Below are 13,525 nucleotides of genomic sequence, written 5' to 3'. Positions count from 1 at the left end.
CGTGCCCGGCCGGTGGGGCCCGCCGAGCGTGCCAGGACCTCCGCACACGCCGGGCCGTTGGGGCCCGCCGAGCGTGCCAGGACCTCCGCGCCTGCCGGGCGCAGGCCACGTACGGTGTCAGGGCGCGTGCACCCTCACGGCGCCGCCTGCGCGTCGGCCAGCGGCGACGGCCAGTCCTCGTGCCAGCGCAGGTCGTCCTCCAGCTGCGCCGCCAGCGAGATCAGCAGCGGCTCGCTGCCCGCCGGGCCGAGCAGTTGCGCGCCGACCGGCAGGCCGCTCCCGACCCGGCCCGCGGGCACGTTCACGCCCGGCCAGCCGAGCACGTTCCACGGCCACGCGTACGGGCAGGCCGCGATCATCGCCTGGTCGGTGCGCCAGCCGCTGAGCGCGGCCATGGTGCCGACGGCCGGGGGCGGGGTCGCCGTCGTGGGCGCGAGCACCACGTCGTACGTGTCGAAGACCGCGCCGACCCTGCGGTGCAGCGTCGCCTCCGCGCGGCGCGAGAGCCGCAGCGGCGCGCCGCCGAGCAGCCGTCCCAGGCGCGCGGCCTCCCGGGTGCGCGGGTCGAGCAGCGACGGATCGGGCACCCGCCGCACCCAGTCCGCCACCCCGGCCGTGGCCCGCGGTACGAAGGCGAGACCGATCTGGCCGTAGCGCGGATCGGCCTCGGACACGTCGTGGCCCAGCGCGGCCAGCCGCTCCGCGAGCGCCACGACCTTGCCGCGCACCAGCGGATGCAGCCGCTTCGGCGTCGCCGTGAACGGCATGCCGAGGGAGAGGGCGATCCGCAGCCGCCCCGGCTCGCGCGTGGCCGCCTCGGCGGCGCGGATCGCGGGCGGCTGGTGCAGGTCGTCGGCGTGGTTGCCGCTGGTCATGTCCAGGAGCAGGGCGGCGTCGGCGACGGTGCGGGCCAGTGGGCCGTTGACGGTGATGCCGTTGAAGGCCTCCGGCCACGGCCACGTCGAGATCCGCCCGCGCTGCGGCTTGATGCCGACCAGGTGCGTCCACGCCGCCGGGATCCGCACCGAGCCCGCGCCGTCCGACCCGAGCGCCGCCGGCACCAGACCCGCGGCGACGGCCGCCGCCGACCCGCCCGACGAGCCGCCCGGCGTGTGCCCGGTGTGCCACGGGTTGCGGGTGTCGCCGAAGGCCGGGCCCTCGGTGAACGGCCACTGCCCCAGCTCGCAGGTGTTGGTCTTGCCGACGATCACCGCTCCTGCGGCCCGCAGTCTGCGGACCGCCTCGGCGTCCTCGGTCTTCGCCGGGAAGTCCCCGGGGCAGCCGAACGCGGTGGGCTCGCCCGCCACGTCGGTGTCGTCCTTCACCGCCACCGGCACCCCGAGCAGCGGCAGCCGCTTCCCCGCCGCCAACTCCCGGTCGGCCGCGTCCGCTTCGGCCGTCGCGGCCTCGGCGCGCACCAACCGGAACGCGTTGAGCCGGGGCTGGGCCGTCTCGATCCGGGCGAGCGTCCGCTCGGCCAACTCCCGTGCGGACACCTCGCCCTCGGCGAGGGCACGGGCGGTCTCCGCGAGACCCGCGGAACGGTCGGCGGTCATGTGGGGGGCACCTTCCATCGGTCGGCGGGCGCGGCCTTGCGGCGGGGCAGTGGGAGGGAGCGGGCCGACCCGTCGGCGGCGGCCCGGTCGGGCATGTGGCCGAACGGTAGCCTCCGGCGGCCCAACGCGGTATCCGGCCGGGGGAGTTCACGCCGCTCACCGGGTGTGCCCCGGCACCGTGGCGGCGCGCGGGGGAGGCGTGCAACGCCCCCTCGGGGACGTGCGTGCGCCGTCGCGGGCGTGCGTGCCGAGCCGCGCGACCAGGCACGACGGCGTGCGCGGCCGTGCCCCGCCGCCTGCCCGGCAGCGCCCCCGCGCCCGCCTGGGTGCGCCCCGGTGCCGTCTGGAAGGATTGCGAGCGTCATGGTGCAGATACCGAAGCAGCAGCCCGCGCCGGTTCCGGCGCCGGACGCGCCGAACTCCCCGCCCGACTCCGTGCCCCAGGGCACCCCGCAATCCGTCCCGACGAGCGCCGACGTCGCCCGCCTCGCGGGCGTCTCCCGCGCCACCGTCTCCTACGTCCTGAACAACACCAGCGCCGTCCGGATCAGCGAGCCCACCCGCCGCCGCGTCCACGCGGCCGCCAAGGAACTGGGGTACGTCCCGCACGCCGCCGCCCGCAGCCTGCGCGCCGGGCGCAGCCGCATGGTCCTCATGCCCACCCCGCAGATCGCCGTGGGCCCCCTGTTCAGCGAGTTCATCAACGAACTCCAGTGGGCGCTCAGCCGGTTCGACTACACCGTGGTGCAGTACGGCAGCCTCGGCCTGACCGGCGAGGAGGCCGCCCGCGCCTGGGCGGAGCTGCGCCCCGTGGCCGTCCTCGCGCCCGACGCGATCGCGCTCGGCGCCCGCGGCGTGGCCGTGCTCAAACGCTCCGGCGCCAAGGCCGTCTTCACCCTCGGCCCGCAGCGGGCGGACGGCGCGCACGCCCTGCTCATGGACCAGCGCCTGGTCGGCCGCGCAGCCGCGGCCCACCTGCTGGCGCGCGGCCGCCGCCGCATCGGCGTCGTCGTCCCCGAGGAACCCGGCCTCGAAGCCTTCTCCCGGCCACGCCTGGACGGCGTCCGCGCGGCCGCCCGCACCGTCGAGGGCGCCGCGGTGACCGAGCTGCCGCTGGCCTACACCGAGGACTCCGCGGCCCGCCTCGTCGACGGCTGGCGCTCGCTGGGCCTCGACGCGGTCTTCGCGTACAACGACGAGTACGCCATGCTCCTGACGCGCGCCCTCCAGGACGAGGGAATCACCGTCCCCGACGACATCGCCGTCGTCGGCGCGGACGACCTGATGCTGGCCCGGCTGCTGCGCCCCCGCCTGAGCAGCGTGCGCATCGAGCTGCCGTCGGGCCGGAGCCTCGCGGAACTCGTCGACCGGGTGGTGCGGGAACCGGGCGGGCCGCCTGAGGTGCACGACGTACTCGGTGCGGGCGTGGTGCACCGGGAGTCGAGCTGAGGCGGGCCGCTCCGAAACGCCGAGGGCGCGGGCGGCAGGGGTCGTGCACCCCTGCCGCCCGCGCCCGGAGCCGCGTTCGTACTCCCTGACAATGCCCCCGGTTACGCCCCCTGCTCCTTGGCCTGCTGCTCCGCCACGGACTTGCGGACCTCGTCCATGTCCAGCTTGCGGGCCTGGCCGATGACGTCCTCCAAGGCCTCCGCGGGCAGCGCGCCGGGCTGCGCGAACACCGCCACCTGATCGCGGACGATCATCAGCGTCGGGATCGACTGGATGCCGAACGCGGCCGCCAGCTCCGGCTGGGCCTCCGTGTCGACCTTGCCGAAGACCAGGTCCGGATTGGCCTCCGCGGCCTTCTCGTACACCGGGGCGAACTGGCGGCAGGGCCCGCACCAGGACGCCCAGAAGTCGATCAGGACGAACCCGTTGTCCGTCATGGTCTGGTCGAAGTTTTCCTTCGTGAGCTCCACTGTCGTGCTGCTCATGGTCTGTCTCTCTTCCTGATGAGGGCGAAGCCGTCGTGCACAACGGCCGGGGCGACGGCCGTATTCCGCGCGCGTACCCGTGTGGCCACGCCGCACACCTGGGACCAGACTGTCCCCATGACGGATGCCACGGAAGCCAGCGAAAACCTCACCTACGACGTCGTGGTCCTCGGCGCCGGACCGGTCGGCGAGAACGTCGCCGACCGGGCCCGCGCGAACGGCCTGAGCACGGCGATCGTGGAGAGCGAGCTAGTCGGCGGCGAGTGCTCGTACTGGGCCTGCATGCCCAGCAAGGCCCTGCTGCGCCCGGCCGTGGCCCGCGCCGACGCCCGCCGTGTACCGGGCCTGCGCCACCTCGTCGAGGGCCCCCTCGACGCGGCCGCGGTCCTCGCGCACCGCGACTACTACACGTCGAACTGGAAGGACGACGGCCAGGTGGGCTGGCTGGACTCCATCGGCGTGGACCTCTACCGCGGGCACGGCCGCCTCGCGGGCGCCCGCCAGGTCACCGTCACCGCCGGGGACGGCACGCTCCGCAGGCTCACCGCCCGGCATGCCGTGGCCGTGTGCACCGGCAGCCGCGCCGTCGTCCCCGACCTGCCGGGCGTCGCCGATGCCAAGCCCTGGACCAGCCGCGAGGCGACCAGCTCCGACCACGTGCCCGGACGCCTCGTCGTGGTCGGCGGCGGCGTGGTCGGCGTGGAGATGGCCACGGCCTGGCAGGCCCTCGGGTCGCAGGTGACGCTCCTCGTACGCGGTGAGGGTCTGCTGCCCAAGATGGAGCCGTTCGCCGGGGAGCTGGTCGCCGACGCGCTGCGCGAGGCGGGCGCCGACGTGCGCACGGACACCTCGGTGCGCGAGGTGCGCCGAGCGGGCGCCACGGTCACCGTCACCCTCGGCGACGGCACCACCGTCGAGGCCGACGAGATCCTCTTCGCCACCGGCCGCGCCCCGCGCACCGACGACCTCGGCCTGGAGACGGTCGGCCTGGAACCCGGCTCCTGGCTGACCGTCGACGACAGCTGCAAGGTGCCGGGCAGTGACTGGCTGTACGCCGTCGGCGATGTGAACCACCGCGCGCTCCTCACCCACCAGGGCAAGTACCAGGCCCGGATCGCGGGCGCCGCCATCGCCGCCCGCGCCCAGCAGCTGCCCCTCCTGGAGACCGACCGCTGGGGCGCCCACAGCGCCACCGCCGACCACGACGCGGTCCCGCAGGTCGTCTTCACCGACCCCGAGGCCGCCTCCGCGGGCCTCACCCTCGCCGCCGCCGAGGCCGCGGGCCACCGCGTCCGCGCCGTCGACCACGACCTCGCGTCGGTGGCCGGCTCGGGCCTGTACGCCGACGGCTACCGGGGCCGGGCCCGCATGATCGTCGACCTCGACCGCGACATCCTCCTCGGTGTGACCTTCGTCGGCCCCGGCGTCAGTGAACTCCTCCACTCCGCCACGATCGCCATCGCCGCCGAGGTCCCCATCGAGCGCCTGTGGCACGCGGTCCCCGCGTATCCGACGATCAGCGAGGTGTGGCTGCGGCTGCTTGAGACGTACCGGGGCTGACGGCCTGGCGCCGCGGCGCGAACTGGCCAGGAGGCGGCCGGAAGTTGACCTTGCCAGGCCTCGCGCGCCGCTCGGTGCTGACCGTGTCGGCGGGCGCCGATACTGTTGCCTGCCAGTAGCGGGGCGTGACGGTGCGCGGACTCGGGGAGAGCGGGGGCAGGGCGGATCCCATATCGCTGGGGATGATCACGGCGACGCTGGGGGCGGTGGGGTCCGGCATGGCCAACGAGGCCGGGAAACAGCTGTACGCCCTCGTCGGCGGGCTGTTCGGCGGCCAGACCCAGGCGCCCGACCGCTCGGCCGAACTGGCGGCCCTCGCACCCCAGTTGCTGGCGGTGGCCCAGCGCGACCCGGTCGTGGCCGCACGGCTCCTGGAGGTGCGGGGGCTGGCCCTGCGCACCTTCCAGCAGCCGTCGGCGCTGTCCGTGGCACCGCCGCCCGGCGCCGTCCGGACGTTCGTCGACCGGCAGCAGCCCCTGCGCCGACTGCGGCGCGAGGCCCGGCGCAAGGACGACGGCCGGCCCCGCCGGGCCCTGCTGCACGGGCCCGAGGGCATGGGCACCACCGGGCTCGCCGTGCAGTTCGCGGCGAGCGAGCGGACCGCCTTTCCCGACGGGCGGCTGTACGTCGACCTCGCCGACGGCCACCCGGGCACGGGACTCGACTCCGAGACGGCCCTGCGGTCGGCGTTACGCGGCCTCGGCGTGCCGGACCCGGACATCCCGCCCGGGCCCGGGGACCGGGCGGCCCTGTTCCAGCGGCTCGTCGACGGACGCCGGATGCTCGTCATCCTCGACCACGCCCACTCGGCCGCACAGGTCGGCCCGCTGCTCGCGTCCTGCCCCGAGGTGTTCACCGTCGTCGTGGCCCGCCGCCGGCTCCCCGCCCTCGACGCCGAGCCGATCGAGGTCGACCCGCTGTCCCGGCGGCACTCCCTGCAACTCCTCCAGGAGGCGGCGGGCAAGGACGCGGTGGCGCGGATCGGCCCGGCGCTGGACCGGACCCTCGCGCGGTGCGCAGGCTCGCCGTACGCCCTGTGGATGGTCGCGGCGCAGTGGGAACAGAGGCGGGGCGCGGCGGATCCCGATGGCGCGGCCGGGCGTGCCGACGCGACGGACGGGAGCCCGGTGAGCGGCGACGACCCCCTGCTCGACGACGTCTACCGCACCCTCGACCCCGACCTCGCCCGGCTCTACCGGCGCGGGGCGCTGTGGCCCTGGCCCACCGTCACCGCCGGGCCGCTGGCCGCCGCGGCGGAGACCACGGAAGCGGCCGCGAGCGCCGGGCTCGACCGGCTCGTCGAGCTGAGGCTCGTCGGGGGAGCCGGTCCCGGGCGCTGTCGATTCCACTCCACCCGCCCCATGGGCCCCGCTTCCCCCTCGCGACTCCGTGCGCCCCGCGGGTACGCAGCGCACCCGCCAGCCCGCAACGATAGCCGCGCCCGAGGCCCGTGCGAACGGGACGTACAGGCCCTCCGCCAGGACCCCGTGCCCCGCCGTCATCCCGCGCGCCGTGCCTCCCACCGCTCCGCCGCCCGCCGCTTCCGCCGCAGTGCCGCCAGTTCCCCCTCGTCCTTGCCGCCCCACACGCCCGAGGTCTGGCCGGACCCCAGCGCGTACGCGAGGCACTGGTGCGCCACGGGACAGCGCTCGCACACCCGTTTGGCCTCCTCCTGGTCCCGTTCGGCCGGGCCGGTCGTCCCCACCGGGAAGAACAGCTCGGGATCGGCGTCCGCACACGCGGCCCGATGGATCCACTCCTGTCGCAGCGGTACCTCATCCATGCGGCGGCGGGTGCCCGGGGCGGGCGTGGACAAACAACCCCGGTTTGCCGATTCCGCCGAGGGGTTACACGTGGAGTTCCTGCCCCGGGCCCGGACCACGCCGCGGCCGGGGCCCGCCGAGAAGGGAGATCCGGCCGTGCCACGAGGGTCGAACGCCAAGCGTGAGCGTCAGTACGAACACATCAAGGAGAGCGCCGAGCGGCGCGGTGAGAAGCCGGAACGGGCGCGGGAGATCGCCGCCCGCACCGTGAACAAGGAGCGGGCACGCAGCGGCGAGGCGAAGACCGCGTCCCGTACGTCGACGCGGGACATCTCGTCCGGACGCAGGGGCGGCCTGCGCTCGCACACCGGCGCGCAGGGTCCGACCCGCGACCAGCTCTACGAGGAGGCCAAGCGGCGCGGGGTGAAGGGCCGTTCGTCGATGACGAAGGCGCAGTTGGCACGGGCCGTCGGCCGCTGAGCCGCGGGGCGGGCGCGCGGACGGCCGACATCGGCCCCCGGACCTCGCCCCGCGCACCCCTCACCCCGCGAGAATCCCCTCCAGATGCCGCAGCGCCGTCGTCACCCGGGCCGGATCCTGCTGGAAGAACGGGTCGTCCGGCACCGGCAGCGATCCGGCCAGGGCGATCCCGCGGCCCCGTGCCCACATCGCGTCGTCGGCGCCGACCGCCTCGCGGAAGGTGGCGCGGGCCGTCGGAGGCAGGAACATCCAGGCCGGTATCAGGTCGCACGCGGGGTCGCCCACGGCCAGCGTGCCGAAGTCGATCACCGCGGTGAGGCGGCCGTCGACGGCCAGGAGGTTGCCGGTCGCGAGGTCCCCGTGCAGCCACACCGGCGGCCGGTCCCACGCGGGGGCGGCCAGGGACTCCTCCCACACGGCGGTGACCGCGTCCGTGTCGACCATGCCCCGCAGTTTCGCGATCTTGGCGCGGACGAGGGAGTCGGCGGTCAGCGCGTCGCACTCGGCGCCGACCCGAGCACCGCGGAAGGCGTTGCTCCACTGCGGTTCAGGCCCGCCCGTGGCATCGATGGACCGCAGCGCCGTCACGAACTCGGCGAGCTCCACGGCCGTACGCCGGGGATCGGCCAGGCCGTCCGTCGTCGCGGGCTCGCCGTCGAGCCACCGGCAGACCGACCACGGGAACGGATAGCCCTCGCCCGGCTTCCCCTGTGCCACGGGCCGGGACACGGCGAGCGGCAACTGCGGCGCCAGCCACGGCAGCCAGCGCTGCTCGCGCTCGACCTGCCCGACCCAGCGTTCGTAGCGCGGCAGCCGCAAGGTCAGGTCGTCGCCCAGGCGGTACGTGACGTTGTCCATGCCCGAGCGCGGCACGGGCCGGATCGGCAGCCGCGCCCACTCGGGGAACTGCGCGGTCAGCAGCCGCCGCACCAGCGGTTCGTCGATGCGGACATCGCCGTCGTCGCCGTCCCCGCTGTCTCCGTGATCTTCGTCATCCTCGTGGTCTTCGAAGTCGTCGTGATCCTCGTACTCCTCGTACGCGAACGGCTTGCCGGCACCACCTGTTGACACGGACTCTCCTCGACGCGACTCGACCGAACCGGGCCCGGCGGCCGTGGCCGCCGGATCCGCAAAGACCTCATCCCACCCACCGGACGATCCGTTGTCCACCGAGTTTCCGCACGCCACAGGCGTCCCGAGGCGCTCACGGGCCTCGGCGCGCGCCACAATGTGGCTGTGGCCGGGAGTACGGACGGCGCGCGGGTGACGGCAGGGCCGGGAGAGCGGGAGAGGTATGAGCGGGACGGTGGCGGCGCCGCGCGCCGGGTGGCCGGTCCTCGCCGCGGTGGCCACGGGCGGCGCGGCCGGGGCGTCCGCCCGCTACGGCGCGGCCCTGCTGTGGCCGGTCGCGGAGGGCGGCTTCCCGTGGACGACGTTCGCCGTCAACGCCGTCGGGTGCGCGCTCATCGGCGTACTGATGGTGCTGGTCACCGCGGCCCGGAGGCGCGTCCACCACCTGGTCCGGCCGTTCCTCGGCACCGGGGTGCTCGGCGGCTTCACCACCTTCTCCACGTACGCGGTGGACACCGAGCGCCTGCTGGACGGCGGCCACCTGGGGACCGGCCTGGTCCATCTGGCGCTGACGCCGCTGACCGCGCTCGCGGCGGTGGGCGCGGCGACGGTGGCGACGCGCCGGGTGCTGGCACTGCGGCGGGAGGCGGGCGAACGGTGAACTGGCTGTGCGTGGTGGCGGGGGCGGCGATCGGCGCGCCGCTGCGCTACCTGACCGACCGGACGCTGCGCGCCCGGTACGGCCCCGCCTTCCCCTGGGGGACCTTCACCGTCAACGTGCTGGGCTGCCTCGTGCTGGGCCTCGTCGCCGGCGCGGCGAGCGCGGGCGCCGCGTCCCCGCACACCCAGCTGTTCCTCGGCACGGGCCTGTGCGGTGCGCTGACGACGTACTCGACCTTCGGGTACGAGACGTGGCAGCTGGCCGAGGGCCGGATGCCGCTCGCGGCGGCGGCGAACGTCGTCGGCAGCGTCGTGGCGGGCCTCGGGGCGGCCTTCCTGGGCGTGGCGGGCGGGGAGGCGCTGTGGGGATGAGGGTGCCGCACCCCTGGGGAGGCACGGCACCGGGACCCACCCGCCTAGCGCACCCGCGCCAGCGCCGACGACACCTCCGCGGCCCACCGCCACGGCTGCGCGGTCCCGCCCGGCTGCGCGTTGAAGTACTCCCAGCCCATGACGCCGCCCATGTCCGGGTACTTGGCGACCAGGCTGCGGATCGTCGTCTTCAGCCGGGCCGGGTCGACGTAGCCGCTGCCGCCGTTGGACGGGTCGGTCAGCGTGCCCGCGACCACCTTGGACGCCGGTATCAGCTTGCGCCGCATCACGGCGTCGTAGCTCGACGTGGAGGTCATGCTGCCCCAGCCGTTGTAGAACTGCGCGTTGAACCAGGCGATGTCGCCGCCCCGGTCGCGGTACAGCCGCTCGTAGTCGAAGCCCGAGAGGTTCCCGCCCCCGCTGAGCGCGGACCCCACCGGGGAGAGCGTGATGAGGAACCCGGGACCGAAGTCGACGCGCAGCGCGTCGATGACGCGCTCGATGCCCGCGAGGGACATCCGCTCCTCCACGTCCAGGTCGACACCGTCGAGCCCGTACTGCCGAATGAAGTCGCGCAACAGCGGGTAATACGTGTCGAATTCGGTGTCGAGCCGAGTGAAACTGCCCGGCGCCGCGCCACCCACCATCGCCAGGACGTGCACGCCCTGCCCCTGCATCTCCTTCAGATCACGCCACATCTGGTCGTACTTCGCGGCGCTCGGCGGATCGTCGTTCAGGTGCACCGGCGCGTACGGACCATGGAGGTCGTTCAGATGCACGGCGGCGACCAGCACATCGGTCACACCGGTCTTGTTCCTGGTCAGGTCCAGGGGCGAGACGTATCTGCCGCTCGTGTACTGCGTCTGGTAGTAGACGACGACACGCTTGCCCGCCGCGGCCCGGGGCGCGGCCGTGGCCGCCGCACCCGACGCCACCGTCAGAGCGAGGGCGCCGAGAAGGACGCTCCGTCTCTTCATCCTGAACTCTCCTCCAGGTTCGTCGAATTACCCGGACAATGCAGTTCCGGGTGCGGCAATTGTGGCCAGGGAGGAGAGCGCAGGCTAGAGCGCGGCGGGAACTAATGCGCTTTAGTTGCCGCCGCGCTCCGCGTTCGGCGGTCCGTGTTCGGCCGGACTAGGCCGCGAACTCGCCCGCCAGCGCCGCCGCCATCCGCAACTGCGGCGCGGCCTCGGCGTCCCGGCCCTGCCGCTCCAGGGTCCGGCCCAGCATCAGGCGGGCGTACCCCTCGGCGGGGTCGAGCTCCAGGACCGTGCGCAGTGCGGCCTCGGCGCGGCGGAGCTGGGCCGAGTGGTAGTAGGCGCGCGCCAGCAGCAGTCGCGGGGCGACCTGCGCGGGGACCTCGTCGGCGAGCGGGGCGAGGATGCGCGCCGCCGTCGCGTACTCCTTGGCGTCGAAGAACTGGCCCGCGCGCTCCCAGCGCTCGGCGGCGGTGCCGTGGTCGAAGTAGGTGGACTCCACTGTGTGCCTCCTTGACCGCTCACAACCCCACTAGAAGGTTGAATATTCCACTACTGACGTGCGCGGCCCAGGACGGGATACCGGATGGGGGGAGCCCGGATGCGCGGGAGCTCGGATGTCTGGTCGAACATCGGCGCGGGAGGAGCTTGCGGGGTGGACAATGGGCGACTCTCAGCACCCAGTCGTACAGCGAGAAGCACGGACGTAGCGGCAGTAGCGGTACCAGCGACAGCGGCGGACGAGGCAGCGGGCGAAGTGGAAGCGGCTGCCGACGGCCCGAGTAGAGGGAGCACATGCGGTGAAGGACATCTGGGCCTATCCGCCCGACAGCGGCCATCACGGCGCGCGGCAGGAGTCCATGACGGGATTCACGGTCGAGGCGACCGACGGCGTCATCGGCCAGGTGGACCGGCACGTGGACCAGCCGGGCCGCCAGCATCTGGTCGTGGACACCGGAGTGTGGGTGTTCGGCAAGAGCGTGCTGATTCCGGCCGGGGCCGTCACGCGGATCGACCGCGAGGCCGGGACGGTGACGGTCGGGCACTCCAAGGACCAGGTGAAGGAGGCGCCGCAGTTCACCACCGACAGCCAGACCACGGATCCCGCGTATCTCAACGAGGTGGGCGCGTACTACGCCACGCTGGACACCGGCTCCGAGCGCTGACTCCGGCGCCGCCACGCGGTGGCGGCGCCGGTCGGGCCCGGGTCGGGGAGTTGCCCTGTCCGCTCCGGGTGCTCGGGGCTAAGTTGTGCCCTATGAGCAATCTTGATCGCGAGGCGGTGCCCGCGCTGTGCGGCGGCCGCGGGTTCGTCGTCGCGGAACCGGTGCGGGAACTCCTCAGCCCACGGCGCGTGCGGCTCGGTGCGACGACCGAGGTGCGGCGACTCCTTCCGAACCTCGGCCGCCGGATGGTCGGCGCCTGGTGCTTCGTCGATCACTACGGCCCCGACGACATCGCCGACGAGCCCGGCATGCAGGTGCCGCCGCACCCGCACATGGGCCTGCAGACCGTGAGCTGGCTGCACGAGGGCGAGGTGCTGCACCGGGACAGCGCCGGCAGCCTGCAGACGATCCGCCCCCGCGAACTGGGCCTCATGACGTCCGGCAAGGCGATCTCCCACTCCGAGGAGAGCCCCAAGTCGCACGCCCGCCTGCTGCACGGCGCACAGCTGTGGGTCGCGTTGCCGGACGCCCACCGGCACACCGAGGCGCGCTTCGAGCACCACGCCGACCTGCCGGTGGTGACCGCGCCGGGCGTCAGCGCGAAGCTGCTCCTGGGCGCGCTCGACGGCGCCGAGTCCCCCGGTACGACGTACACGCCGATCGTCGGTGCGGACCTGACCCTCACGCAGGGAACGGACGTACGCCTTCCGCTGGAGCCCGACTTCGAGTACGCCGTCCTGTCCATGGCGGGCGAGGCCCACGTGGACGGAGTCCCCGTCCTCCCCGGCTCCATGCTGTACCTCGGCTGCGGCCGCACCGAACTCCCCCTGCGCGCCGACTCCGACGCCAGCCTCATGCTCCTCGGCGGCGAGCCGTTCGAGGAGGAGCTGATCATGTGGTGGAACTTCATCGGGCGCACCCAGGAGGACATCGAGCAGGCGCGTGCGGATTGGATGACGGGCTCGCGGTTCGGCGAGGTCAAGGGCTACGACGGCGCCCCGCTGCCCGCGCCTACGCTGCCTGCGGTGCCGTTGAAGCCGCGGGGGAGGGTGCGCTGAGTCGGGGTGACTTGCGGCGACAGACTCTCGGAGCGGTGGGTGCCAGGTGATGGGCCGAACCGTCGTCGTCCTTCGGCGACAGTGCCTCTGCTTACTCTGCGGCACCGTTGTTCGCGTCGTTCGTGATTCCAGTCCGTAGGTACGTGCAGGAGGTTTTGGTAGGCCTCATGCTGACCCAACGCCGACTTTGCTGACGGGGTGTCATGTGCTGTCTGGAGCGCGTTGCGGCTGATGGCGGGTGTGTGGGGAACGTGCTGGGAGGGCAGCGGTGCGACCCGTGCTGACTCTGCTGGGGCGAGGGATCTGGGCACGCCTCATCGCGATGCCGCCGCGTTGTGTCTACTCGACAACGTTTGGCCTGTGTGCCAGAGCAGACAAGGCGCCACACCCCGGCGGACACGCCCTAGTTCAAGAGGGACGTGGATGCTTCGGTGGGCCGGTGTCAGGCCAGAAGAGATGAGCGACCCCTGTGATGTTGAGGATGGTGCAGACTGGCCGGGAGGCGCCGACCAGGCGGACTGTGCCACCTTGGGCCCCGGCACGGCGGTGGTGGCCTACGAGCAGTCCCAGTATGGTGGAGTCGGCGAACGTGACCTGTGAGAGGTCGAGTTCGCAGCGCCGGTGTTCCACACGTTCCAAGGCAGTGGCCAGCTGGGGAGCAGTGGCTAGGTCTGCCTCACCGCAGACGCGGACGAGAACGGTGTCAAGGACATCGATGACATCAACTGTGAACGACTTCGGTGACGGCATACGCGTGCGGCCCTTCGGAGACGCTGTGCTCTGCAATTTCCGCAGTAGACCGCAAGCGCGCGAGGCCCACGGTGGCCTGGCGGAAAACATACGCTCACTAAGGCTTACCCAGGTCTGCCTTACCCCATATGGGGAATAGGCTCGGCTAGCTCTTGACAGTTTGCTACCGCGGCACCTG

The 13,525-nt window shown here is 73.5% G+C and carries 15 protein-coding genes; 7 read left to right on the top strand and 8 right to left on the bottom strand.

Going from position 1 to position 13,525, the window contains the following annotated elements; all coding sequences use genetic code 11:
• Positions 1-134: 134 nt before the first annotated feature.
• Entirely contained in the window at positions 135-1,556 is a 1,422-nt protein-coding gene (locus tag IE274_RS36090; protein WP_190120172.1) for an amidase, read from the bottom strand.
• Between the two features lie 363 nt (positions 1,557-1,919).
• Here IE274_RS36090 and IE274_RS36085 point away from each other — a divergent pair, with 363 nt between their 5' ends.
• On the top strand, positions 1,920-3,005 hold the full coding sequence (locus IE274_RS36085) for a LacI family DNA-binding transcriptional regulator (protein ID WP_229910036.1): 1,086 nt from the start codon (positions 1,920-1,922) through the stop codon (positions 3,003-3,005).
• Between the two features lie 101 nt (positions 3,006-3,106).
• On the opposite strand, the gene trxA is transcribed toward IE274_RS36085, so the two are convergent.
• A complete protein-coding gene (gene trxA / locus IE274_RS36080) occupies positions 3,107-3,490 on the bottom strand; it encodes a thioredoxin (RefSeq protein WP_190120171.1) in 384 nt (127 codons plus the stop codon).
• A gap of 117 nt (positions 3,491-3,607) precedes the next feature.
• On the opposite strand from trxA, the gene IE274_RS36075 reads away from it, so the two are divergent.
• A complete protein-coding gene (locus IE274_RS36075) occupies positions 3,608-5,050 on the top strand; it encodes a dihydrolipoyl dehydrogenase family protein (RefSeq protein ID WP_190120170.1) in 1,443 nt (480 codons plus the stop codon).
• Between the two features lie 689 nt (positions 5,051-5,739).
• Here the strand turns inward: IE274_RS36075 and IE274_RS36070 are convergent.
• Positions 5,740-6,399, bottom strand: a complete 660-nt coding sequence (locus IE274_RS36070; RefSeq protein ID WP_190120169.1) for a hypothetical protein — start codon at positions 6,397-6,399, stop codon at positions 5,740-5,742.
• A 149-nt stretch (positions 6,400-6,548) separates the two neighbouring features.
• Complete coding sequence (locus IE274_RS36065) at positions 6,549-6,833, bottom strand: WhiB family transcriptional regulator (protein WP_190120168.1); 285 nt, start codon at positions 6,831-6,833, stop codon at positions 6,549-6,551.
• A gap of 136 nt (positions 6,834-6,969) precedes the next feature.
• On the opposite strand from IE274_RS36065, the gene IE274_RS36060 reads away from it, so the two are divergent.
• On the top strand, positions 6,970-7,293 hold the full coding sequence (locus IE274_RS36060; protein ID WP_190120167.1) for a plasmid stabilization protein: 324 nt from the start codon (positions 6,970-6,972) through the stop codon (positions 7,291-7,293).
• 60 nt (positions 7,294-7,353) lie between these two features.
• Here the strand turns inward: IE274_RS36060 and IE274_RS36055 are convergent, their stop codons facing one another.
• Positions 7,354-8,364: an aminoglycoside phosphotransferase family protein gene (locus IE274_RS36055; protein ID WP_190120166.1), complete on the bottom strand. Its 1,011-nt coding sequence runs from the start codon at positions 8,362-8,364 to the stop codon at positions 7,354-7,356.
• Between the two features lie 223 nt (positions 8,365-8,587).
• Here IE274_RS36055 and IE274_RS36050 point away from each other — a divergent pair, with 223 nt between their 5' ends.
• A complete protein-coding gene (locus IE274_RS36050) occupies positions 8,588-9,025 on the top strand; it encodes a FluC/FEX family fluoride channel (RefSeq protein WP_190120165.1) in 438 nt (145 codons plus the stop codon).
• Positions 9,022-9,396 carry a fluoride efflux transporter CrcB gene (gene crcB, locus IE274_RS36045; RefSeq protein ID WP_190120164.1) on the top strand — a complete coding sequence of 125 codons (375 nt, stop codon included), beginning with the start codon at positions 9,022-9,024 and terminating at the stop codon, positions 9,394-9,396. Before IE274_RS36050 ends, crcB begins: the two co-directional genes overlap by 4 nt.
• Before the next feature lie 44 nt (positions 9,397-9,440).
• On the opposite strand, the gene IE274_RS36040 is transcribed toward crcB, so the two are convergent.
• Together IE274_RS36040 and IE274_RS36035 are read right to left on the bottom strand one after the other, a co-directional pair.
• A complete protein-coding gene (locus tag IE274_RS36040) occupies positions 9,441-10,373 on the bottom strand; it encodes a glycoside hydrolase family 18 protein (RefSeq protein ID WP_190120163.1) in 933 nt (310 codons plus the stop codon).
• Between the two features lie 157 nt (positions 10,374-10,530).
• Positions 10,531-10,875 (bottom strand): tetratricopeptide repeat protein, encoded by a 345-nt coding sequence (locus IE274_RS36035; protein WP_190120162.1) that lies wholly within the window; start codon positions 10,873-10,875, stop codon positions 10,531-10,533.
• A 298-nt stretch (positions 10,876-11,173) separates the two neighbouring features.
• Between IE274_RS36035 and IE274_RS36030 the strand changes: the two genes are divergently transcribed.
• On the top strand, positions 11,174-11,539 hold the full coding sequence (locus IE274_RS36030) for a PRC-barrel domain containing protein (RefSeq protein WP_190120161.1): 366 nt from the start codon (positions 11,174-11,176) through the stop codon (positions 11,537-11,539).
• A 92-nt stretch (positions 11,540-11,631) separates the two neighbouring features.
• Positions 11,632-12,597 carry a pirin family protein gene (locus IE274_RS36025; protein WP_190120160.1) on the top strand — a complete coding sequence of 322 codons (966 nt, stop codon included), beginning with the start codon at positions 11,632-11,634 and terminating at the stop codon, positions 12,595-12,597.
• Between the two features lie 408 nt (positions 12,598-13,005).
• Here the strand turns inward: IE274_RS36025 and IE274_RS40495 are convergent, their stop codons facing one another.
• A complete protein-coding gene (locus tag IE274_RS40495) occupies positions 13,006-13,347 on the bottom strand; it encodes an STAS domain-containing protein (RefSeq protein ID WP_190120159.1) in 342 nt (113 codons plus the stop codon).
• Positions 13,348-13,525: the final 178 nt, after the last annotated feature.

Source organism: Streptomyces flavofungini (assembly GCF_014650815.1).
Lineage (GTDB): Bacteria > Actinomycetota > Actinomycetes > Streptomycetales > Streptomycetaceae > Streptomyces > Streptomyces flavofungini.
The sequence above is the reverse complement of the archived record's forward strand: the minus strand, read 5'-3'. Positions and strand labels throughout refer to the sequence as shown.

Coding starts and splice junctions, on each gene's coding strand:
- IE274_RS36090 (WP_190120172.1), bottom strand. CDS start 1,556: ATGACCGCCGACCGTTCCGCGGGTCTCGCGGAGACCGCCCGTGCCCTC.
- IE274_RS36085 (WP_229910036.1), top strand. CDS start 1,920: ATGGTGCAGATACCGAAGCAGCAGCCCGCGCCGGTTCCGGCGCCGGAC.
- trxA (WP_190120171.1), bottom strand. CDS start 3,490: ATGAGCAGCACGACAGTGGAGCTCACGAAGGAAAACTTCGACCAGACC.
- IE274_RS36075 (WP_190120170.1), top strand. CDS start 3,608: ATGACGGATGCCACGGAAGCCAGCGAAAACCTCACCTACGACGTCGTG.
- IE274_RS36065 (WP_190120168.1), bottom strand. CDS start 6,833: ATGGATGAGGTACCGCTGCGACAGGAGTGGATCCATCGGGCCGCGTGT.
- IE274_RS36050 (WP_190120165.1), top strand. CDS start 8,588: ATGAGCGGGACGGTGGCGGCGCCGCGCGCCGGGTGGCCGGTCCTCGCC.
- IE274_RS36040 (WP_190120163.1), bottom strand. CDS start 10,373: ATGAAGAGACGGAGCGTCCTTCTCGGCGCCCTCGCTCTGACGGTGGCG.
- IE274_RS36025 (WP_190120160.1), top strand. CDS start 11,632: ATGAGCAATCTTGATCGCGAGGCGGTGCCCGCGCTGTGCGGCGGCCGC.
- IE274_RS40495 (WP_190120159.1), bottom strand. CDS start 13,347: ATGCCGTCACCGAAGTCGTTCACAGTTGATGTCATCGATGTCCTTGAC.